Raw genomic sequence first — 23939 nt, 5'->3', positions numbered from 1 at the left:
TGTTCGTTGCAGCCGACATATTCTTATAGCACTTGGCCTTCATCTCTCTTGTCAGTCAGTGCCGCAATGATGCAACCTTGCCGCAGGCAACAGTAAAGAGGGCGAGAGCCCGGCGCGTTCAGCATATTTCCAAGCGAGTTTCCTTGATGAAAAGCCAACCCGATGCCGCCAGCCGTATGGCGGCCGAGGTAGTGACGCAGTTGCCTGTGCCCTCGCGGCTCGGCATGCTGCGTTTCGAGCGCTTGAATGAAGCGAGCTGGGCGATGCTGTTCCTCGATCCCAACTGCGAACGCCAGTTCGGTCAGCCGGCCATGGAATTGTGCGCACTGGTCGGTTCGCCCTACGCCAGCCTCATGGAGCCCGAAGCGCGCTATCAACTGCACGACGCCATCCAGCAGCAATTGACTACCAGCCCCCACTATCTGGTGCGCTACACGCTGCACACCGTGGCCGGGGCCTTGAGCATCCTGGAACTCGGCGAAGCGTACCGACAACACAACCGGCACTTGCTGCGCGGCTATTTGCTGGCGGTCGATGACGTGTACGACGACGCGCCGACCTTGCCATCGGTCGACCTGGAAACCCAGAATTCCCGCCTGCAGATCGCGCTGGAGCTGAACCAGCGCGCCCAGCAGGAACAACTGCAACATCTGGAACGCGTGCGCGCCCAGCAAGACTTGATTCTACTACTCGCCCGGCAGCGCTACAGCACTCACAATTCGCTGCAAGAAGCCGCCGAACTGATCACCCGCTGCGCCTGCGATATCTATGAGATCGACTCCGCCAGCCTGTGGAATCTCGAAGGCCAGCACTTGCTGCCGATCTCGGCCTACCATCGGGCGACCCAGGAATACATCCTGCCAGACGCCATCGACATCAGCGGCTTCCCTGACTACATGGAAGCGCTGCACAGCAGCCGCGCCATCGATGCCCACAACGCTTTGCATGACCCGCGCACCCGCGAGATGGCTGAGGCGATGCGTCCGCGTGACGTCAATGCCATGCTCGATGCGAGCATTCGCGTCGACGGGCAGGTGGTCGGCGTGCTGTGCCTGGAGCAGACCGGTGTGACCCGCGCCTGGCAGTCCGACGAAATTGCCTTTGCCGGTGAACTGGCCGACCAGTTCGCGCAAGTGATCAACAACCACAACCGCCGCACTGCCACCAGTGCCCTGCACTTGTTCCAGCGCGCAGTCGAGCAAAGTGCCAACGCCTTTTTGCTGGTCAATTGCGACGGCGTGGTCGAATACGTCAACCCGAGCTTCACCGCGATCACTCAATACACCACCGAAGAAGTCCACGGCCAGCGCCTGTCCGAGCTGCCGGCCCTGGAAAACCTCAGCGAATTGCTGTTCGACGCGCCCTCGGCGCTGGCCCAGAGCAACAGTTGGCAGGGCGAATTCAAAAGCCGACGCAAGAATCTCGAACCGTACTGGGGCCAGCTGTCGATCTCCAAGGTCTACGGTGACAACCGCGAACTGACGCATTACATCGGCATCTACGAAGACATCACCCAGACCAAACTGGCGCAACAGCGTATCGAGCGCCTGGCCTACACCGACAACCTGACCAACCTCGGTAACCGCCCGGCGTTTATCCGCAACCTGGACGAGCGTTTCGCCCGTGACAGCGACACGCCGATCAGCCTGTTGCTGGTGGACATCGACAACTTCAAGCGGATCAACGACAGCCTCGGCCACCAGACCGGCGACAAGCTGTTGATCAGCCTGGCCCGGCGTCTGCGCAACAGCCTCAGCCCGAGCGGCAGCCTTGCCCGCTTCGCCAGTAACGAGTTCGCCGTGCTGCTCGACAATACCGGCCTTGAGGCCGGCCAACAGATCGCCAGCCAGTTGCTGATGACCCTCGACAAGCCGATGTTCGTCGACAATCAGTTGATCAGTGTCACCGGCTCCGTGGGACTGGCCTGCGCACCCCTGCACGGGCGCGATCCGCAAACCCTGATGCGCAACGCCGGTCTGGCACTGCACAAGGCCAAGGCCAACGGCAAGCATCAGGTGCAGGTATTCACCGAGGCATTGAACGCCGAGGCCAGTTACAAACTGTTCGTCGAGAACAACCTGCGCCGCGCCCTGACGCAGAACGAACTGGACGTGTTCTATCAGCCCAAGCTGTGCCTGCGCAGTGGGCGCCTGCTGGGCATGGAGGCGCTGCTGCGCTGGAATCACCCGGAGCGCGGCATGATCCGCCCGGACCAGTTCATCAGCGTTGCTGAAGAGACCGGTCTGATCATTCCGATCGGCAAGTGGATCGCGCGTCAGGCCTGCCGCATGAGCAAAGCCCTGACCGCCGCGGGCCTGGGCAACCTGCAAGTGGCGATCAATCTGTCGCCAAAACAGTTCTCCGACCCTGACCTGGTCGCCTCCATCGCCAACATCCTCAAGGAAGAAGCGCTGCCGGCAAAACTGCTGGAACTGGAGCTGACCGAAGGCCTGCTGCTGGAAGCCACCGAAGACACGCACTTGCAGCTCGACCAGCTCAAGCGTCTGGGCCTGACCCTGGCCATGGACGACTTCGGTACCGGTTACTCGTCGCTGAGCTATCTGAAAAAATTCCCCATCGACATCATCAAGATCGATCGCAGCTTCATCCACGAAATCCCCGACAACCAGGACGACATGGAAATCACCTCCGCCGTGATCGCCATGGCCCACAACCTCAAACTCAAGGTCGTGGCCGAAGGCATCGAGACCGCCGAGCAACTCGCGTTTCTGCGCCGGCATCGCTGCGACGTTGGCCAGGGCTACCTGTTCGACCGACCGATTCCCGGCGCCGAACTGATCCAGGCGCTCAAGCGCTATCCGCGCGGGCCGCTTTGCCTGTAAACACCGCAAATCCCTTGTAGGAGTGAGCCTGCTCGCGATAGCGGTGTCTCAGCAACAAACCCTCTGACTGACCCACCGCTATCGCGAGCAGGCTCACTCCTACAGGGTTGTGCGAGTACCCGCACACTTTGGGTAGTGATTAACCGGGCATCATTCGGCACACTGGCGGTCTGACTTTTTACCCCAACCTGACTGAGAGGAACGCTCATGGTTCTGCGCTCGGAAATCCTGGTGAACAAAAACGTGCTGCCAACCAAAGAACAAGCCCTGCCCGGTCGCGAAACCGCGATGGTCCTGCCGGAAAAACACTTTGTCTTCAAAGACACTCCACTGCTCGGCCCGTTTTTTCAGGACGTCGACTTTGCAATCTTCGGTCTTGGCTGCTTCTGGGGTGCGGAACGGCGTTTCTGGCAGCGCGAAGGCGTGGTCAGCACGGTCGTCGGTTACGCCGGCGGCTTCACACCGAACCCGACCTACGAAGAAGTCTGCTCGGGCCTGACCGGCCACGCCGAAGTGGTACTGGTGGTGTATGACAAGGCCAAGGTCAGTTACGAAGAGCTGCTGGCGATGTTCTGGGAACTGCACAACCCGACCCAGGGCATGCGCCAGGGCAACGACATCGGCACGCAGTACCGCTCGGTAATCTACGCGACCAGCCCGGAGCAACTGGACGCCGCGCTGAAGAGCAAAGACGTGTATCAGGCTGAACTGCTGAAGGCCGGCCTGGGTGAAATCAGCACCGAGATCGACCAGGCACCGACCGTGTACTTCGCCGAGGCCTATCACCAACAGTATCTGGCGAAGAATCCTGAAGGCTATTGCGGGATTGGCGGTACTGGCGTGTGCATGCCAGCAAGCCTGGCGGGTAACTGATCCCCAAAAGCATCGCGGGCAAGCCCGCTCCCACACTTGAAATGCATTCCAATGTGGGAGCGGGCTTGCCCGCGAAGGCGTCGGATCAGACGCCATCAAACCAACTGATCAGCTCTCGGCAATCAGCCAATCCATCTGCCAGCCGCCCTGAGTCTGCCCCAGTTTCTTCGACAACCACGGCAGCAACTCACGCAATTCTTCCTCCAGCCCCCAAGGCGGATTGGCAATCGCCAGGCCCGAACCGTTCAGGCTGTTGGGCGTGTCCAGCGGATGCACCAGCAATTCCACACGCAGCAACTTCGGTGCGCCCGTGCCAGCCAGGTCCTGATAGAAACGCCGCAACGCACGTTGATCCTTGACTGGATACCAGATTGCCGCCACGGTTTGACGCATGCGCCCGATGGCTTCTTTCATCGACGCCGCACAACGCTGCATCTCGTCGAGCTGTTCAAACGGTGGATCAATCAGCATCACCGCGCGCTTTTCCTGCACCGGCAACATCGCCCGCGCCACATGCCAGCCTTCGCCCAGATGAACTTTCACCCGACGATCGCCGGCCATGTTGTCTTTGAGCAGCACGCCGTCTTCCGGGTGCTTCTCGTTGAGCATCACCCGATCCTGCGGCCGCGTCAGACGCCGCGCCAGCTCAGGGGAACCCGGGTAATAGCGCAACTGGCCATCCGGGTTCATGTCGTGCAACACCTTCATGTAGTCGGCGGTCAGCGCCGGCAGGTCCGGCTGATCCCATAGCCGCGCGATGCCTTCCAGGTATTCGCCGGTGCGATTGGCCTGATCGCCCTGCAAGTCATACAGGCCAATGCCCGCGTGGCTGTCGAGATAAGCAAACGGCTGCTCCTTGCGCGACATCAGGGCGATGAGGCGGGTCAAGGTCAGGTGTTTGAACACATCGGCGTGATTGCCGGCATGGAAGGCGTGACGATAATTCATGGCTGCTCCTGCGAGGGCCGCAAAGTTTACCTTTTACCGGGCGGCAAGTCAGGGGTTGGCGGCTGAGCGGACAAAAGCCCCCCTGGACCGCCCCCTGCAAACCCTGTCGCGGTGGCAACGAAAAGATATCCCTGCAACCCATCGCTCACCCGTTTATGAAAACCGCCGCGGTTTGAAGGAATCGTCCGTGGCCTTCGCCCGGAAATCTCACGATGACTCTGCCAGCAAAAAGTCCAACAGCGCTGACGATGAAGATTCTTCCGACGCTGCAATCTGAAAGAAACGTCTGATCTTGCAGCGCAGCACCGGCTTGGGTAACGCCTCAAACAGCGCCGGATGCTCCTCGCCCAACCACTGCAGCGCATTGCCGATCTGTGCGTTTTCCGCCGTCGCGGCCAGAACCGTTTCGGGGACCCGCCACCAGGGAAATGTCCGCGTCGAGACCAGCGCCCTGCCCCCGACTTCAACGGCCTGAGCATTGATCAGTCCGCGCGCGATTACCGGCAACAATTGCGCCGGATCGACCGCGTCGGAGTGCAGGATGGACAGCAAAAACCGGCCGTCCCAAAAGCGAAAAAACACCGCCTTCCCGTCTGGCATCAGCACCTGCGTCAGGCTGCGAAAGTGTTCGACTATCGCTTCAAGCCCCGCCGAAGACACCGCCAGCCAACCCCAGTCACGGGACTCGGTCGTCTCAACCCAATCGAGAAATTCACTGTCAGCGGTGACCATTCCCACATAGGGCATCACTGCCTCCCACTCGGCGTAAATCGTATCAGTCCAGACCGGGCTCGCCGCGCCTCGCCAGGCTTGAAATGCGCCGGCCTCGCTGGCGTTGCTGAAAATCGCGAACAGCTGCTCGGATGCCTTCAACGGCTCAAGCGCCAGCCATGCCGAGGGTAGTAGTCGCTCAGGCTGCACAAACACCGTCCTTGCAGCGCTCGCACTCTTCACAAAATGGCGCATCGCCCTTGAAACTCATGATTTGCGCAGCGGTGAGAATCGCCGCAGGCGCCGCCGCCAGTTTGTCCGGAAGGCCAGGCACCACTGGCGCCGCGCCCATTGCCGCCATTGGCGCACCACCCACCTGAATCGGCACGCTGCTGAAAATTCCGCCGGGGCCGATATTGATCCACTGTCCACCGGCCTGAATCGTCGCGCTCGCGCCACCGTCGATCACCACTTGCTGACCAGCGCTGATATGGATCTGCGCCGAGGCACTGGTGGCTTGGCTGTTCACCCGAACCTGCTGGTCGCCGAGCACAGACAAATGGTCATCCTGCCTGACTTCGGTCTGGCGCTGGCCGTGGGTGATGCGCTGCTCATCGGCCTTGAGTTCATGCCGGGCAAGCCCCGTGACAACGATGCTGCGCTGGTTATCGACCTGCACCTGCTGATCATTCAGCACATGCTGAGTCCAGTTGCGCTGGGCGCGCAGGTAGATTTCCTCGGCACCTTTTTTGTCTTCGATGCGCAGCTCGTTGTAGCCGCCTCCGCCGGGGCTGCTCTGGCTGCGCAAGACGCTGCGGGTCTTGTCTGCCGGCAGGTCCAGTGGCACCGGCGTCGCGGCGTTGGGCAGGCAACCCATCACCAGTGGCTTGTCGGCATCGCCATCGATAAAGCCGACCAGTACCTCCATGCCCACCCGCGGAATCAGCACACTGCCGTAGTGATCGTGTGCCCAGCCGCTGGCGACGCGCAGCCAGCAACTGGAGTGTTCGTTCAGTTCACCGTCACGGTCCCAAGCCAATTGCACTTTGACCCGACCGTACTCATCGCAATGGATTTCCAAGTCTTTCGGGCCGGTGACGACGGCGGGCTGGTAGCCCGACATGCGCGGTTTTTCCGGTGCCAATGCCGGTCGGAAGAACACGTCCCACGGCGTGGCCGCAAAGGTATTGCGGTAGCCCTGAAAGGACTCGCCATCGCTGGTCACCGATTCCTCCAGCACCTGCGGCTGGCGGCCTCGATGCTCAATGGACGTGAGTAACCACAGGTCATTCCAATCGCTGCGCGGATGCCCGCTGAGTTGCAGGAAATGTCCGCAGACCAATGAAGACTCGTCGCTGCTGCCTTCGGCCTGCCGGTAATCGGCGACGTGCCGTTCCAGTGCACGCCGCGCCAGGTGCTTGCCGGTTTCGCGGTCGTTGAATTGGCCGGGAAAGTGGTAGTCCTCCAGCACCGGACGCTGCTCGCCATCGCTGCGACTTTCCAGCGACAGGCGCGGCTTTTCGAAGCTGTAGTCGCGCCGGGTGACGACACTGGTGCGCGTTTCCACCCGCACGTTGAAACGCTGGATTGCCGGGGCGCCAACCGACATGCCGCTGCCCGGCAGATACAGGGTCGACTCGGGCAGTTTCGGGAATACCGTCTGGTCGTCGCCAAACACCAGCAGATGGCCTTCGGGGCTGTGTTGAAAGTGGTAATGAATGCCGACTTCGGCACACAGGCGCTGAATGAAAGCCAGATCGCTTTCTGCGTATTGCACGCAGTACTCGCGCTGCGGGTATTCGCTGCCAAGGCAAAATTCGAAGGCATCGCGCAGAATCGAATGGTCCTTGAGGATTTGCGTGACAATTTGCGGCACGCTCTGATGCTGGAAAATTCGCTGGTTGATGCGATGCCCCAAATAGGTCAGACGCGGGACGAGGCTCAGGTGGTAGCGTGTCAGACGCTTCCCGGAATCACCCTGCCCGACCTGATAAATCTGACCATGGATACCACTGCCCCGAGCATCAAGACTGAGAAACGCCTGACCGTGCAGCAGGCTTTCGAGGTCCAGATCCGGCCGCTCGCTGACCAGTTCCAGCTCGAAGCGAAAAGGTTGGCTGATGGCTTCCTTGCCCGTGAACTCAAGGACTTTGAGGTCATGCTGGGCGCCTTCTAGGGTCAACGTGAAACGCGGTTGATTGGCAGGCGCGAACATCCGATGTCTCTCTGCAGAATGAGGGCGGGCGATTCTGCATCAGGGGCAAGGGGTCTTGGACGGGTGACGGGAAATTCAGATTTGCCCTACATCTCCCGCTGAAAGCGCTTCGGAACGCACAGCCTTCGACTACAGACAAACACCTCGAACTCCCCACCACCCCTGTGGGAGCGAGCCTGCTCGCGAAAGCGGCATGTCAGTCGACACATTCGTTGAATGAACGATCGCATTCGCGAGCAGGCTCGCTCCCACATTGGGTCTCCACATTCTTCCGGGAAAATCATAGGCAATAAAAAACGGCCCGCCTCCGGTAGGAGACGGGCCGTTTTCCTGTGAGCCGAAGCTCAGTGCATCATTTGTTCAGCTTGAAATCTTTTTCCGCCGCTTCGAAGCGCTCAACCATGCCTCGGCTCGGCTCGCCCATCTTGCTGACGATGTAGATAGCCAGGCTGGCGAAGATGAAGCCCGGGATGATTTCGTACAGACCCAACAGTTCGAAATGCTTCCAGACCACCACGGTGATCGCGCCGACCAGGATACCGGCCAGTGCGCCGTCGCGGGTCATCTCTTTCCAGACCACCGAGATCAATACCACCGGACCGAATGCGGCACCGAAACCGGCCCAGGCGTAGGACACCAGGCCCAGTACGCGGTTGTCCGGGTTGGCGGCCAGCGCGATAGCGATCAGTGCCACCAGCAGCACCATGGCGCGACCGACCCAGACCAGCTCCAGTTGCGAAGCGGATTTACGCAGGAACGTCTTGTAGAAGTCTTCGGTCAGGGCACTCGAGCACACCAGCAACTGGCAGCTCAGGGTACTCATCACGGCGGCCAGGATGGCCGACAGCAGTACACCGGCAACCCATGGGTTGAAGAGAATCTTGGCCAGTTCGATGAACACACGCTCAGGGTTTTCAGTGACAGGACCGGCAACTTCCGGGTGCGCCGAGAAGTACGCGATACCGAAGAAGCCCACGGCCACGGTGCCGCCCAGGCACAGAATCATCCAGGTCATGGAGATGCGACGGGCATTGGCAATCGATTTCACCGAATCCGCTGCCATGAAACGCGCGAGGATGTGCGGCTGACCGAAGTAGCCCAGGCCCCAGCCCATCAGCGAAATGATGCCGATGAACGTGGTGCCTTTGAGCATATCGAAGTTGCTTGGATCCTGAGCTTCGATGGCCAGGAACGTGGTGTCGACGCCGCCAGTGGCCAGCAGGACGATGATCGGCGTCAGAATCAGCGCGAAAATCATCAGCGTGGCTTGTACGGTGTCAGTCCAGCTCACCGCCAGGAAACCACCGATAAAGGTGTAGGCAATCGTCGCCGCAGCACCGGCCCACAGCGCGGTCTCGTAAGACATGCCGAAGGTGCTTTCGAACAGACGGGCACCGGCGACGATGCCGGATGCGCAATAGATGGTGAAGAACACCAGAATCACCACTGCCGAGATAATCCGCAGCAAGCCGCTTTTATCTTCGAAACGGCTGGAGAAATAGTCCGGCAGAGTCAGGGCATCGCCGTTGTGCTCGGTCTGCACACGCAGACGGCCGGCAACGAACAGCCAGTTCAGGTAGGCACCGACGATCAGACCAATAGCGATCCAGCTTTCGGAAAGACCGGACATGTAGATGGCGCCCGGCAGGCCCATCAACAACCAGCCGCTCATGTCGGAGGCACCGGCCGACAGCGCAGTAACCACGCTGCCCAGGCTGCGACCGCCCAGAATATAGTCAGAAAGGTTGTTGGTGGAGCGATAGGCCATCAAGCCGATCAGCACCATTGCTGCGATGTAGATCACGAACGTGATCAGGGTTGGATTGCTTACGCTCATTGAGTTACGCCCTGGCTTTGTTTTTATGTAGCGGCGGTGGTGAACCGCTCGCAAACGACGACGTTTGGCAGACGATCCGGGATCCCGCGCATTTAAGACTGATGTTTCCCCAGGAAAGCCATCAGCCGGTGCTTCGGGTTATTCCCGGTTGCACCTAGGGCGCGAATGCTATGCAACAAATCAAATAAGGTGCAACCAGTTTCGTGAGATTAAGTTGCACCTAGTCGGTTTTATCGACAAACACCCCGTTTTTGCTCCCTTTTATGGCAGTCATGGCCCTTTGCTAGAAGCAAAAGCACCAAACCGGAGCAGCACGCTGGTACGAGAAATCAATTCCTGACGAGTTGCCTGTTATTCCGGCAAAAAAAGGGTTGCACCCGGTTGCACCTCAATCGACGCAGGGCTAATCTTGCCGCCAGCTGATGCCACGCAACTGTGGCAACCATGAGGATAAAAATATGGCTACCACCACCCTTGGGGTCAAACTCGATGACCCGACCCGCGAGCGCCTGAAAGCCGCTGCAACCTCGATTGATCGCACGCCGCACTGGCTGATCAAGCAGGCAATTTTCAATTACCTGGAAAAACTCGAGGGTGGTGCAACCCTGACCGAGCTGAACGGTTTGATCGCCAAGGACGTCGACGACGCCGGCGAAGTGCACACCGATCACGCTCACCAATGCTTCCTCGAATTCGCCGAGAGCATTCTGCCGCAGTCGGTTCTGCGTGCATCGATCACCGCCGCTTACCGTCGTCCTGAACCGGAAGTGGTGCCGATGCTGATCGAGCAGGCACGCCTGCCGGCAGCAATGGCCGAAGCCACCAACAAACTGGCCGCGACCATCGCCGAGAAACTGCGTAACCAGAAAAGTGCCGGCGGCCGTGCGGGCATTGTTCAGGGCCTGCTGCAGGAGTTTTCCCTGTCGTCCCAGGAAGGCGTGGCATTGATGTGCCTGGCCGAAGCGCTGCTGCGTATTCCCGACAAGGGCACCCGCGATGCGCTGATTCGCGACAAGATCAGCACCGGCAACTGGCATCCGCACCTGGGCAACAGCCCGTCGCTGTTCGTCAACGCGGCGACCTGGGGCCTGCTGCTGACCGGCAAACTGGTCTCCACGCACAACGAAGCCGGCCTGACGTCATCGCTGAGCCGCATCATCGGCAAGAGCGGCGAGCCGATGATCCGCAAGGGCGTCGACATGGCCATGCGCCTGATGGGCGAGCAGTTCGTCACCGGCGAAACCATTGCCGAAGCGCTGGCCAACGCGAGCAAGTTCGAAGCCAAGGGCTTCCGTTATTCCTACGACATGCTCGGTGAAGCCGCACTCACCGAAGTCGACGCGAAAAAATACCTGGCCTCGTACGAACAAGCGATCCACTCGATCGGCAAAGCCTCTCACGGCCGTGGGATTTATGAAGGCCCGGGCATCTCCATCAAGCTCTCGGCACTGCACCCACGCTACAGCCGTGCGCAGTACGAGCGGGTGATGGACGAGTTGTACCCGCGCCTGTTGTCGCTGACCCTGCTGGCCAAGCAATACGACATCGGCCTGAACATCGACGCCGAAGAAGCCGACCGCCTCGAACTGTCGCTGGATCTGCTTGAGCGCCTGTGCTTCGAGCCACAGCTGACCGGCTGGAACGGCATCGGCTTCGTCATTCAGGCCTACCAGAAGCGTTGCCCGTACGTGATCGACTACGTGATCGATCTGGCCCGCCGCAGCCGCCATCGCCTGATGATCCGTCTGGTCAAGGGCGCCTACTGGGACAGCGAAATCAAGCGCGCCCAGGTCGAAGGCCTGGAAGGCTATCCGGTCTACACCCGCAAGGTGTACACCGACGTTTCCTATATCGCCTGCGCTCGCAAACTGCTGTCGGTGCCGGAAGTCATCTACCCGCAATTCGCCACGCACAATGCCCACACCCTGTCGGCGATTTACCACATTGCCGGTCAGAACTATTACCCCGGCCAGTACGAATTCCAGTGCCTGCACGGTATGGGCGAACCGCTCTACGAGCAGGTTGTAGGCAAAGTTTCCGAAGGCAAGCTGAACCGTCCGTGCCGCGTGTACGCACCGGTCGGCACCCACGAAACCCTGCTGGCCTATCTGGTTCGACGCCTGCTGGAAAACGGCGCCAACACCTCGTTCGTCAATCGCATTGCCGACCAGTCGATTTCGATTCAGGAACTGGTCGCCGATCCGGTGGCGCAGATCGAGCAGATGGCGACCGTGGAAGGTGGATTCGGCCTGCCGCACCCGCGCATCCCGCTGCCGCGTGACCTGTACGGTGCCGAGCGCGCCAACTCCAGCGGCATCGACATGGCCAACGAACATCGCTTGGCCTCGCTGTCCTGCGCCTTGCTGGCAACCGCGCACAACGACTGGAAAGCCGCGCCGATGCTCGGTTGCGCGTCCAGCAACGAAGCGCCTGCGGCCGTGCTGAACCCGGCGGATCACCGCGATGTGGTCGGTCACGTTCAGGAAGCCACGGTCGAAGACGTCGACAACGCCATTCAATGCGCGCTGAATGCCGCACCGATCTGGCAGGCCACTCCGCCAGCCGAACGTGCCGCCATTCTGGAACGTGCCGCGGACTTGATGGAAGGCGAGATCCAGCCGCTGATGGGCCTGCTGGCTCGCGAAGCCGGCAAGACTTTCGCCAATGCCATCGCCGAAGTCCGCGAAGCCGTCGATTTCCTGCGTTATTACGCGGTGCAGGCCCGCAACGATTTCAGCAATGACGCCCACCGCCCACTGGGCCCGGTGGTCTGCATCAGCCCATGGAACTTCCCGCTGGCGATCTTCAGCGGTCAGGTCGCCGCCGCACTGGCCGCCGGTAACCCGGTCCTGGCCAAACCGGCCGAACAGACTCCGCTGGTGGCGGCCCAAGCCGTGCGCTTGCTGCTCGAAGCCGGGATTCCTGAAGGCGTGCTGCAACTGCTGCCGGGTCGCGGTGAAACCGTCGGCGCCGGTCTGGTCGGTGACGAACGCGTCAAAGGCGTGATGTTCACCGGTTCCACCGAAGTCGCGCGTCTGCTGCAACGCAACATCGCTGGCCGTCTCGACAGCCAGGGCCGGCCGATTCCGCTGATCGCCGAAACCGGCGGCCAGAACGCGATGATCGTCGACTCCTCGGCACTCACCGAACAGGTGGTGATCGACGTGGTGTCCTCGGCCTTCGACAGTGCCGGCCAGCGCTGCTCGGCGCTGCGTGTGCTGTGCCTGCAGGAAGATTCCGCCGATCGCGTCATCGAAATGCTCAAGGGTGCCATGGCTGAAAGCCGTCTCGGCAATCCCGAGCGCCTGTCGGTGGACATCGGCCCGGTGATCGACGCCGAAGCCAAGGCTGGCATCGACAAACACATTCAGGGCATGCGCGACAAAGGTCGCAACGTGTATCAGGTGGCGATTGCCGACAGCGAAGAGGTCAAGCGCGGCACCTTCGTCATGCCGACGCTGATCGAGCTGGAAAGCTTCGACGAGCTGCAACGCGAGATCTTCGGGCCGGTCCTGCACGTGGTGCGTTACAAGCGTAAAGAGATCGACCAATTGATCGCTCAGATCAACGCGTCCGGCTATGGCCTGACTCTGGGCGTGCACACGCGCATCGACGAGACCATCGCCAAGGTCATCGACAACGTCAACGCCGGTAACGTCTACGTCAACCGCAACATCGTCGGAGCCGTGGTCGGCGTGCAGCCGTTCGGCGGCGAAGGCCTGTCGGGGACCGGCCCGAAAGCCGGCGGCCCGCTGTATCTGTACCGCTTGCTGTCAACGCGTCCGACCGACGCAATCGAGCAATCCTTTGCTCGCGGCGATGCTGCCGTAGCGCCGGACGTTCGTCTGCGCGAAGCCATGCGCCAACCGCTGAACGCCTTGAAAGCCTGGGCCGACAACAACCAGTTCGCTGAGTTGAGCAGCCTGTGCGTGCAGTACGCGGCACAATCGCAGAGCGGCATCACCCGTGTGCTGGCCGGCCCGACCGGTGAGAAAAACAGCTACGCGATCCTGCCGCGCGAACACGTGCTGTGTCTGGCAGAAGTCGAAGGCGATCTGCTGACGCAACTGGCGGCGGTGCTGGCCGTCGGTGGCTCGGCAGTCTGGCCGGAATCCGAACTGACCAAAACCTTGCTGGCACGTCTGCCGAAGGAAGTTCAGGCACGCATCAAACGGGTTGCTGACTGGAACAAGGACGAGGTGGTCTTCGATGCCGTTCTGCATCATGGCCATTCCGACCAGTTGCGTGCCGTTTGCCAGCAGATCGCCCAGCGTGGCGGCGCAATCGTTGGGGTCCAGGGCTTGTCTCAGGGCGAGACCAACATTGCACTGGAGCGTCTGGTGATCGAGCGGGCGTTGAGCGTTAACACGGCTGCGGCGGGCGGTAACGCGAGCTTGATGACGATCGGTTAAACCGCTGTAAATCCAGGCGACCGCAATGGCCGCCTGGAGATGAAATCCCCTGTAGGAGTGAGCCTGCTCGCGATAGCGGTCTGCCAGACACATGCATTGGTCTGACAGACCGCTATCGCGAGCAGGCTCACTCCTACATTGATTAGTGTCACCCTCACCTCTGCATCACCGCCATCAATCTTCCTGTTCAGCCATCATCAGCCCGCCTAGACTCGGCCCAACCTCATTTTCAGGTAAGCCACCATGTCCGAGACGCTGCTCAGTTCCCGCAATCTGGCTTTCGAGCTGTACGAAGTCCTCGATGCCGAGGGCCTGACCCGGCGTGAGCGCTTTGCCGAGCACAATCGCGAGACGTTCGATGCCGCCATCGGCACCGCGCGCAGCATTGCTGAAAAGTACTTCGCCCCGCACAACCGCAAGGGCGACGAAAACGAGCCGCGCTATGAGAATGGCCAGGCAATTCTGATCCCTGAAGTGAAACCGGCGGTGGATGCCTTTCTCGAGGCCGGCTTCCTCAACGCCGCGCGAAGCTTCGAGGCCGGCGGCATGCAACTGCCGACCTTGCTGTCGCAAGCCTGCTTCGCGCATTTCCAGTCGGCCAACGCTGCGTCGACCTCGTATCCGTTTCTGACCATGGGCGCGGCGAATCTGATCGAGAGCTTCGGCACCGACGAGCAGAAACAGCGCTTCCTGCAACCGATGATCGATGGCCGCTTCTTCGGCACCATGGCCCTGACCGAGCCGCATGCCGGTTCGTCGCTGTCGGATATTCGTACCCGCGCCGAGCTTGCGTCTGACGGCACTTACCGCCTCAAGGGCAACAAGATCTTCATTTCCGGCGGCGATCACCCGCTGTCGGAGAACATCGTGCACATGGTCCTCGCCAAGCTGCCGGACGCGCCACCGGGGGTAAAAGGCATTTCTCTGTTCATCGTGCCTAAGTTTCTCGTCAACGACGACGGCAGTCTCGGCCAGCGCAACGATGTGCTGCTGGCCGGGCTGTTCCACAAGATGGGCTGGCGCGGCACCACGTCCACGGCGCTGAACTTCGGCGATAATGGCGAGTGCGTCGGTTATCTGGTAGGCAAGCCGCACCACGGCTTGAGCTACATGTTCCAGATGATGAACGAAGCGCGGATCGGCGTTGGCATGGGCGCGGTGATGCTTGGTTATGCCGGCTATCTGTACTCTCTCGAATACGCCCGCGAACGGCCACAGGGTCGGGTGCCGGACAGCAAGGACCCGACGACGGCGCCGGTGGCGATCATTCAGCACGCCGATGTCAGACGCATGCTGTTGACGCAAAAATCCTACGTCGAAGGGGCATTCGACCTCGGCCTGTATGCGGCGCGGTTGTTCGATGACACCACCACCCTGGAAACCGAAGCCGAACGCAAACAGGCCCATGAGCTGCTGGACCTGCTGACGCCAATCGTCAAATCCTGGCCGTCGGAGTTTTGCCTGAAGGCCAACGAACTGGCGATCCAGATTCTCGGCGGTCACGGATACACCCGTGAATATCCGGTGGAGCAGTATTACCGCGACAACCGCCTGAACCCGATTCACGAAGGCACTCATGGCATCCAGTCGCTGGATTTGCTTGGACGCAAGCTGGCGCAGAACGGTGGCGCGGGGTTGAAACAGTTAATCCGCCTGATCGCTGCCACAGGCGAGCGCTCCACGGCGTACGATTCGTTGACCGCACTGCGCGAACCGCTGGAAAAGCTGGTGGCGCGCCTGCAAACCGTGACCCTCGGTTTGTTGACCGATCTGGCGCAAGGCAAGGTCAACAGCAGCTTGGCGAATTCGGCGCTGTATCTGAAGGTGTTCGGGCACACGGTGATCGGCTGGCGCTGGCTGGAGCAAGCGATTCGCGCCGAAGAAGGTCTGGCAAAAGGCACTGCGGTGGACGCCGATTTCTATAAGGGCAAGTTGCAGGCGGCGCGGTACTTTCTGACCTGGGAAGTGCCGGGTTGCCAGCATGAGCTGGACTTGCTGGAGGCGCGGGACGATACGTGCCTGGGGATGCAGGATGCGTGGTTCTGATCCGGATTATGCGTAGCGGCTGATTCCGTCTTCGCGGGCAAGCCCGCTCCCGCAGGGTTTCGTGGCGCTCACGCACTCAGTGAATCACCACGATACTTATGGGAGCGGGCTTGCCCGCGAAAGGGCCGGGGCTGACGACACATCAGCTCAGCGTGAACCCACTCATCTGCGCACCAGCGACCGGATCAACCCTGATTGATGGTCTTGGCGATGGTGTCGACCGTGGCGCTGACTTGCTCTTGGTAACGGTCGAGTTCTTCCTGGTGCTGTTTCTTCATTTCGATCTGCTGCGAGCACAGGTTCATTGCCGCCAGCACCAGCAAGCGGTCACCGATCAGGGTCGGGTATTTGCGCTTGGTGTCTTCCAGCGTGGCCTTGAGCATCATGGCCGCGTCCAGCAGGGTCTGTTCTTCCCCGGCCGGTGCCTTGATCGAATAGTCCTCCCCGAGAATGGAGATGACTTTTACCCCTGCTGTGCCGTGGTTCATGCGCTGACAGGACCGGCGTTGACGCGGTCGACCAGGGCTTGAATGCGTGCGGCAGTGGCGCCGTGCTTTTCTTCCTGCTCCATCAGGTTCAGTTGCAGGCTTTCGTTTTCATCCTTGGCCTGGGCCAGTTCCGTGGACAGGGTCTGGTTGGTCTGCGCGAGGGTCTGGTTCTGTTGCACCAGGTCGCTGACGAGCTGTTCCAATTGGCTGAGGGATGCTTCCAACATTTTGATCTTCCAAGCGTTTTTCAAAGGGCGCGTACGATAAAGAAAAGTCACCACAGTTGCCAGGGTTAAACCGCTGCAAAGCCTTGATTTTCCTGGCGACGGACCGTTCCTGCGAGTTTAAAAGACTGTGATCTGCCGATCTGGTTCCTGCACTTCGTCGCTCGGGGGCGGATGCGACAAATACGCACACCACCTCAAGACTTTAGTCGTATGACCGATAAGTCAGCCATACAGCAGCTCAACCCGCATGGATGCGGCCCTTTTCGGTATCCGCCCATGTCCCTTCGCAATATGAATATCGCCCCACGGGCGTTCACCGGTTTCGCCCTGATCGGCGGCCTGATGTTGATTCTCGGCGTGTTCGCCTTGAACCAGATGAGCAAAATTCGCGCGGCCGGCGAAAACATCGCCACCGCCAGCGTGCCATCGATCAAGGCCCTCGACGAATTCACCCAACTGACCCTACGCCTGCGCGTGTTGTCATATCGCCTGCTGATCAACCGTGAAGCGGACGTGCAGCAGAAAACCATCGAACTGTTCGACATGCGCAACCGCCAGATTTCCGATGCGCAACGGGCTTACGAGCCGCTGATCTCCAGCCCCGAGGAACGTTCGGCGTACGATCAGTACGTGCAGTTGCTGGCGCAGTACCGTCAGCTCGAAGAGCGCATGAAAACCTTATCGCGCAACAATCAGGTCGACGAGCTGCGGCAGATGCTCAACAGCGATTTGCTGACCAACTCTGAAGCGGTGAACACCGCTCTGGCACGTCTGCTGGAGATCAACACCCAGCAAATCGCCGAGACCGACCAAGGCGCCAAGGATCAGTATTCGATGTCGTTCGATCTGGTCGTCACGCTGCTGGTGATCGCCAGCGGCCTGACGCTGCTGTTCGCCTGGCTGCTGACGGTGAGCATCACCAAGCCGATTTCGAAAGCACTGGAAGCTGCCGAGACCATCGCCGAGGGCAATCTGACCCAGCCGATCCATGTCGATGGTGAAGATGAAGCCGGACGCCTGCTGGCGGCCATGGCGAAGATGCAATCCAAGCTGCGTGACACCTTGCAGCGTATTTCCGGTTCGGCCACGCAACTGGCGTCCGCCGCCGAAGAATTGAACAGCGTCACCGATGAAAGCGCTCGCGGCCTGACACAGCAAAACAACGAAATCGAACAGGCCGCCACTGCCGTCAACGAGATGACCAGCGCCGTGGAAGAAGTCGCACGCAATGCGGTCAGCACCTCGGAAGCTTCAAAGAACGCCACCACCTCGGCCGGCGACGGTCGCGACCTGGTCCAGGAAACCGTCAGCGCCATCGAACGCATGAGCGCTGACGTGCAGAGCACCGCTTCGCTGATCGGCGATCTGGCCAACGAGTCCCGTGACATCGGCAAAGTCCTTGATGTGATCCGCGGCCTGGCCGACCAGACCAACCTGCTGGCGCTGAACGCGGCGATTGAAGCCGCACGTGCTGGCGAGGCCGGTCGTGGTTTCGCGGTGGTGGCGGATGAAGTGCGTGCCCTGGCCCATCGCACCCAGCAATCGACCAGCGAAATCGAGCGGATGATCGGCAGCATTCAGAGCGGCACCGAACACGCCGTGGATTCGATGCGCAACAGCACCGAGCGCGCCGAGTCGACGCTGAACATCGCCCGTGGCGCCGGGATGTCGCTGGACACCATCAACAGCGCCATCGTCGAGATCAATGAGCGCAACCTGGTGATCGCCAGCGCGGCCGAAGAGCAGGCGCAGGTGGCGCGGGAAGTCGACCGCAACCTGGTCAACATCCGTGACCTGTCGGTGCAATCGGCGACCGGGGCGAATCAGACCAGTGCGGCGAGCAATGAGCTGTCGCGCCTGGCGCTGGACCTGAACAACATGGTTGGGCGGTTCAGCCTGTAACGCACCCATGAGATAGCAGCCGAAACTCCCCTGTGGCGAGGGGATTTATCCCCGTTGGGTGGCGAAGCCGCCCCAAAAACGCGTATGCGATTTCATCTGAAGACCCGCTTACATCGGTTTTACGACGGCTGCGCCGTCTAACGGGGATGAATCCCCTCGCCACAATCATCACTCGCCGCACTTTCAGGGGATGTTGCCGAAAAGCTTTTTGACAGCATCACATTTCAACAGGTTAGAATCGCTGGCACGCAGACTGCATGGTCAGTTTGTGCCCCGTCTTTCCGCTTCTGGAGTACTGCCTTTGAATGCGACGACCATCAACAGCCTGTTCTTGATCGGCGCGTTGCTGGTAGGCGCAAGCATTCTTGTCAGTTCCCTTTCCTCGCGTCTCGGCATTCCGATTCTGGTCATTATTCTCGCGGTCGGCATGGCCGCCGGGGTCGATGGCGGCGGGATCATTTTCGATAATTACCCGACGGCCTATCTGGTCGGCAACCTCGCACTGGCGGTCATCCTCCTCGACGGCGGCTTGCGCACACGCGTCTCCAGCTTTCGCGTGGCGTTATGGCCGGCGCTGTCGCTGGCCACGGTCGGGGTGTTGATCACCACCGGGCTGACCGGCATGGCCGCCGCGTGGCTGTTCGACCTCAATCTGATTCAGGGCCTGCTGATCGGCGCCATCGTTGGCTCGACCGACGCCGCTGCGGTGTTCTCGCTGCTTGGCGGTAAAGGGCTGAACGAACGGGTCAGCGCCAGTCTGGAAATCGAATCCGGCAGCAACGATCCGATGGCGGTGTTTCTCACTGTCACCTTGATCGACATGCTTGCCAGCGGCCAGACCGGCCTGCACTGGAGCCTGCTCACGCACTTGATCCGCGAGTTCGGCATTGGTGGCGTGATCGGTCTGGGCGGCGGCTGGGTGATGCTGCAGTTGGTAAACCGCATCAACCTGGCGGCCGGGCTGTATCCGATCCTGATCATCGCTGGTGGCCTGGTGGTGTTCGCGCTGACCAACGCCTTGCACGGCAGTGGCTTCCTCGCTGTTTATCTGTGCGGCCTGGTTATCGGCAACCGCCCGGTGCGTAGCCGCCACGGCATCTTGCACATGCTCGACGGCATGGCGTGGCTGGCGCAGATCGGCATGTTCCTGGTGCTGGGCCTACTGGTCACGCCGCATGATTTGTTGCCAATCGCCGTGCCTGCCCTCGGTCTGGCGCTGTGGATGATCCTGTTCGCGCGGCCGCTGTCAGTGATGGTCGGTCTGCTGCCGTTCAAGGCGTTCCACGGTCGCGAGAAAGCGTTTATTTCCTGGGTCGGCCTGCGCGGCGCGGTGCCGATCATTCTCGCGGTGTTCCCGCTGATGGCCGGTCTGCCGCAGGCGCAGCTGTACTTCAACCTCGCCTTCTTCATTGTGCTGGTGTCGCTGCTGGTGCAGGGCACGAGTCTGCCGTGGGTCGCCAAGCTGCTCAAGGTGACCGTACCGCCGGAGCCCGCGCCGATTTCCCGGGCGGCGCTGGAAGTCCATGTGACCAGTGAGTGGGAACTGTTCGTTTACAAGCTCGGCGCGGAGAAATGGTGCATCGGTTCGCCCCTGCGCGAGCTGAAAATGCCCGAAGGCACGCGTATCGCCGCGCTGTTTCGTGGCCAGCAACTGCTCCATCCGTCGGGTAGTACGGTGCTGGAAGTCGATGATTTGCTGTGTGTTATTGGCCACGAACACAACCTGCCAGCCCTCGGCAAACTGTTCAGCCAGGCGCCGCAACGTGGCCTCGATCTGCGCTTCTTCGGTGACTTTGTGCTCGAAGGAGACGCCCAGCTTAAAGCGGTTGCCGCTCTCTACGGCTTGCCGGCTGAAGGCATCGATCCGGACATGACCCTGGGTGCCTTCATTGCGCAGAAAGTCGGTGGTGCCCCCATCGTCGGTGACCAGGTGGAGTGGAACAACACCCACTGGACGGTTGCGGTCATGGACGGGAACAAGATCGGCAAAGTGGGCGTCAGATTCCCCGAAGGAAGTCGCCCGGGCCCCGGACTCTTCCTCTAAACTGCCTCCACTCTCACTTGCTTGACCGGTCTCTATGCCTACCCTGCGCTCCTTTTTCGCCGCGGCCCTGCTGGGCCTCAGTCTTACTGTCGGCCCGCTGTACGCCGCCGAACCACCGTCCAGCGACGCCGTGCAGGCCAGCCTCGACAAGCTGGCCGACAGCAAACTGCCGGATGCCGATAAAAAGGCAATGCAAACCGTCCTGCAGAACACGCTCAATCAGCTGAACAGCGAGCGCGAGTACGAGCAGAAGCTGATCGACCTCAAACAGCAACTGGCGACCGCGCCCAAGCAGACCATCGAAAACACCCGCGAGCTGACACGCCTCAAAGCGACGCCAGTGGTGCCGGTGGCGCAGCGCTTTCCCAAGGAGTCCATCCAGCAGTTGGAGCAGATCCTCACGGATCGTTCGACCCAGCAGAGTGACCTGCAAAAAGCCCTGGCCGAGGCCAACAGCCTGATCATCACGGCGCAGACCCGGCCCGAGCGCGCGCAAGCGGAGATTTCCGCCAGCCAGACGCGCATTCAGCAGATCAACAACATCCTCAAGTCCGGCAAGGACACCGGTAAAACGGTCACCGCCGAACAGCGCGACCAGTTGAATGCCGAGCTGGCCGCCCTCAATGCGCTGATTCCGCTGCGCCGCCAGGAACTGGCCGGCAACACCCAGTTGCAGGATCTGGGCAATGCCCAGCACGACTTGCTCTCGGAGAAATCCGACCGCCTCGATCGCGAGATTCAGGAACTGCAAACGCTGATCAACCAGAAGCGTCTGGCGCAGTCGCAGGAAACCGTCACCCAACAATCGATCGAAGCGCAGAAGGCCGGCGGCAGCAGCCTGCTGGCGAGTGAGAGCGCCACCAACCTGAAACTGTCGGACTATTTGCTGAAAAGCACGGATCGTCTTAACGAAGTCACTCAGCAGAATCTGCAGACCAAACAGCAACTCGACACGTTGACCCAGAGCGATTCGGCGCTGGACGAGCAGATCGCCGTGCTCAAGGGCAGCCTGCTGCTGTCGAAAATTCTCTACAAACAGAAACAGGCGCTGCCTCACTTGAAGGTCGACCGCGACCTCGCCGACCAGATTGCCGATATTCGCCTCTATCAGTTCGATGTCAGCCAACAACGCGAGCTGCTGAGCAACCCGGCGAGCTATGTCGACAATTTGCTCGCCACGCAGCCGCCGGAACAGGTCACCCCGCAATTGCGCAAGAGCCTGCTGGAGCTGGCCAACACCCGCACTGACTTACTGGAACGACTGAACCGCGAACTGAGCGCGATGCTCAATGAGTCGATCACCCTGCAGCTCAATCAGAAACAACTGCTGAGCACCGCGCAAAGCCTGCGTGCGACCCTCGATGAGCAAATGTTCTGGATCCCCAGCAACAAGCCACTGGACGTTGAGTGGATGCGCGGCGTGCCGGAACGCCTGCAACGACAGGTCAACACCCTGCCATGGGCGTCGAGCCTGAGCGAGCTGACCGATGGCCTGACCCAGCGGCCATTGCTGTTCCTGCCGCTGGCGCTGCTGATCGGCGCACTGCTGTGGCGACGCAAAAGTCTGTATGGACGGTTGAACAAGGTTCACCAGGACATCGGCCACTTCAAGCGCGACAGCCAGTGGCATACGCCTCAGGCGATCCTGATCAATATTCTGCTGGCGATGCCGGTGGCGCTGGGCCTGGCGCTGTGCGGTCTGGCATTGCAGATCGACGCCCGTGGACAAAACGCCAATATGGGCGCGGCGCTATTGCAAATGGGCCAGGCCTGGCTGGTGTTCTACACCGCTTACCGGATTCTCGCGCCGGGCGGCGTGGCGGAATTGCACTTTCGCTGGGAGAAACCGCAGGTCGAATTTCTTCAGGGCTGGGTGCGCCGACTGGGCCTGGTGGTCATGGCGCTGGTGGCCGTGGTCGCCGTCGCCGAACTGCAACCGGCGGCACTCGCCGACGACGTACTCGGCATGCCGGTGGTGCTGACGTGCTACGCGCTGATGGCGTGGCTGCTCAGCCGCCTGCTGATCAGCAGCCCGACGCACCAGAATGCCTCGCTGTTCCGCAAGGCCGTGGGTGTGATGTTCACCCTGCTGCCGATCGCCCTGTTCGTCGCGGTGTGCTTCGGCTACTACTACACCGCGCTGAAACTCAGCGATCGTTTGATCAACACCCTGTACCTGCTGATGTTCTGGCTGGTGATCGAAGCCACCTTCGTTCGCGGCCTGAGCGTGGCGGCGCGGCGTCTGGCTTACCAGCGCGCCCTGGCCAAACGGCAGGCAGCCAAAGAAGCCGGCGACGGCGAAGCGGTGATCGAAGAACCAACCCTGGACATCGAAAAGGTCAACGAACAATCCCTGCGCCTGATCCGCCTGGCCCTGCTCGGCGGTTTCATCGCGGCGCTGTACTGGGTCTGGTCGGACCTGATCTCGGTGTTCTCGTACCTGGACAACATTACCCTCTACGAATACACCAGCGGCACCGGCGCCAACATGAGCATGGTGCCGATCAGCATCGGCGACATGCTCGGCGCGCTGATCATCATCGGTATCACCTTCGCCCTCGCACGCAACTTGCCGGGTCTGCTCGAAGTGTTTGTGCTGTCCAAGCTCAATCTGGCCCAGGGCAGTGCTTACGCCACAACGACGCTGCTGTCGTACGTGATTGCCGGCGTCGGCTTTGTCACCACACTGTCGACCCTCGGCGTCAGCTGGGACAAGTTGCAGTGGCTGGTCGCGGCACTGTCGGTGGGTCTCGGTTTCGGTATGCAGGAGATCTTCGCCAACTTCATCTCCGGGATCATGATCCTGTTCGAGCGCCCGGTACGGATCGGCGACACCATCACCATCGGCAACCTGTCGGGCACGGTGAGCAAGATCCGCATCCGCGCCACGACCATCACCGATTTCGACCGCAAGGACATCATTGTCCCGAACAAGACGTTCATCACCGGGCAACTGATCAACTGGTCGCTGACCGACACCATCACCCGCGTGACACTGAAACTCGGCGTTGATTACGGCTCGGATCTGGACCTGGTCAAGGAACTGCTGCTCAAGGCCGCCCGCGAGAACCCGCGCGTGCTGAAGGAACCGGAGCCGCACGTGTACTTCCTGAATTTCGGCGAAAGCACCCTCGACCACGAGCTGCGCATGCACGTGCGCGATCTGGGCGACCGTAACCCGGTGCTCGATGAGGTCAACCGCTTCATCAACCGCGAGTTCAAGAAGCAGCACATCAACATCTCGTTCCGGCAGATGGAGGTTTACCTGAAGAACCTCCACGGTCAGGAATACAAGATGGTGCCCGTGGAGCCGGAGAACAAAACCATCGTGCCGATCGTCGACGCGCAGAAACCGTTGCAGGAACCGCCACCGAGCAAACTCGACTAACCGTC

The 23939-nt window shown here is 60.7% G+C and carries 13 protein-coding genes; 7 read left to right on the top strand and 6 right to left on the bottom strand.

Annotated elements, in window-relative coordinates; all coding sequences use genetic code 11:
• Positions 1-146: 146 nt before the first annotated feature.
• The gene (locus HU755_RS24765) at positions 147-2843 is read left to right on the top strand and encodes a bifunctional diguanylate cyclase/phosphodiesterase (RefSeq protein ID WP_186637522.1); all 2697 of its coding nucleotides are present in this window, start codon (positions 147-149) and stop codon (positions 2841-2843) included.
• Between the two features lie 207 nt (positions 2844-3050).
• Positions 3051-3716, top strand: a complete 666-nt coding sequence (gene msrA / locus HU755_RS24760; RefSeq protein WP_186637520.1) for a peptide-methionine (S)-S-oxide reductase MsrA — start codon at positions 3051-3053, stop codon at positions 3714-3716.
• 108 nt (positions 3717-3824) lie between these two features.
• On the opposite strand, the gene HU755_RS24755 is transcribed toward msrA, so the two are convergent.
• The 4 genes from HU755_RS24755 to putP form a co-directional block, all read right to left on the bottom strand.
• Positions 3825-4664, bottom strand: coding sequence for a 23S rRNA (adenine(2030)-N(6))-methyltransferase RlmJ (locus HU755_RS24755; protein WP_166218667.1), 840 nt, complete (start codon positions 4662-4664; stop codon positions 3825-3827).
• 207 nt (positions 4665-4871) lie between these two features.
• Positions 4872-5585: a DUF4123 domain-containing protein gene (locus HU755_RS24750; protein ID WP_186549442.1), complete on the bottom strand. Its 714-nt coding sequence runs from the start codon at positions 5583-5585 to the stop codon at positions 4872-4874.
• Complete coding sequence (tssI, locus tag HU755_RS24745) at positions 5575-7590, bottom strand: type VI secretion system tip protein TssI/VgrG (protein ID WP_186637518.1); 2016 nt, start codon at positions 7588-7590, stop codon at positions 5575-5577. The genes HU755_RS24750 and tssI overlap by 11 nt, the downstream gene beginning before the upstream one ends.
• Before the next feature lie 352 nt (positions 7591-7942).
• Complete coding sequence (putP, locus tag HU755_RS24740; protein WP_186549444.1) at positions 7943-9427, bottom strand: sodium/proline symporter PutP; 1485 nt, start codon at positions 9425-9427, stop codon at positions 7943-7945.
• Positions 9428-9885: 458 nt separating this feature from the next.
• On the opposite strand from putP, the gene putA reads away from it, so the two are divergent.
• Together putA and HU755_RS24730 are read left to right on the top strand one after the other, a co-directional pair.
• Entirely contained in the window at positions 9886-13839 is a 3954-nt protein-coding gene (putA, locus tag HU755_RS24735; protein ID WP_186637516.1) for a trifunctional transcriptional regulator/proline dehydrogenase/L-glutamate gamma-semialdehyde dehydrogenase, read from the top strand.
• A 243-nt stretch (positions 13840-14082) separates the two neighbouring features.
• Positions 14083-15885, top strand: a complete 1803-nt coding sequence (locus HU755_RS24730; protein WP_186637510.1) for an acyl-CoA dehydrogenase — start codon at positions 14083-14085, stop codon at positions 15883-15885.
• A 185-nt stretch (positions 15886-16070) separates the two neighbouring features.
• Here HU755_RS24730 and HU755_RS24725 read toward each other — a convergent pair whose 3' ends face one another.
• Together HU755_RS24725 and HU755_RS24720 are read right to left on the bottom strand one after the other, a co-directional pair.
• Positions 16071-16373, bottom strand: coding sequence for a cell division protein ZapA (locus HU755_RS24725; protein WP_186619599.1), 303 nt, complete (start codon positions 16371-16373; stop codon positions 16071-16073).
• Positions 16370-16600, bottom strand: coding sequence for a hypothetical protein (locus HU755_RS24720; protein ID WP_007909525.1), 231 nt, complete (start codon positions 16598-16600; stop codon positions 16370-16372). Before HU755_RS24720 ends, HU755_RS24725 begins: the two co-directional genes overlap by 4 nt.
• A 276-nt stretch (positions 16601-16876) precedes the next feature.
• Here HU755_RS24720 and HU755_RS24715 point away from each other — a divergent pair, with 276 nt between their 5' ends.
• The 3 genes from HU755_RS24715 (at position 16877) to mscK (ending at position 23934) form a co-directional block, all read left to right on the top strand.
• Positions 16877-18502 carry a methyl-accepting chemotaxis protein gene (locus HU755_RS24715; RefSeq protein ID WP_186549449.1) on the top strand — a complete coding sequence of 542 codons (1626 nt, stop codon included), beginning with the start codon at positions 16877-16879 and terminating at the stop codon, positions 18500-18502.
• Between the two features lie 301 nt (positions 18503-18803).
• Positions 18804-20546 carry a potassium/proton antiporter gene (locus tag HU755_RS24710; protein WP_186549451.1) on the top strand — a complete coding sequence of 581 codons (1743 nt, stop codon included), beginning with the start codon at positions 18804-18806 and terminating at the stop codon, positions 20544-20546.
• A 34-nt stretch (positions 20547-20580) separates the two neighbouring features.
• Entirely contained in the window at positions 20581-23934 is a 3354-nt protein-coding gene (gene mscK / locus HU755_RS24705) for a mechanosensitive channel MscK (protein WP_186637508.1), read from the top strand.
• The last annotated feature ends 5 nt before the right edge of the window (positions 23935-23939 follow it).

Source organism: Pseudomonas sp. SWRI111 (assembly GCF_014268555.1).
In the GTDB taxonomy this organism is placed as follows: domain Bacteria; phylum Pseudomonadota; class Gammaproteobacteria; order Pseudomonadales; family Pseudomonadaceae; genus Aquipseudomonas; species Aquipseudomonas hamedanensis.
Note: the sequence above shows the minus strand (reverse complement) of the source record. Positions and strands in the feature narration are given on the sequence as shown.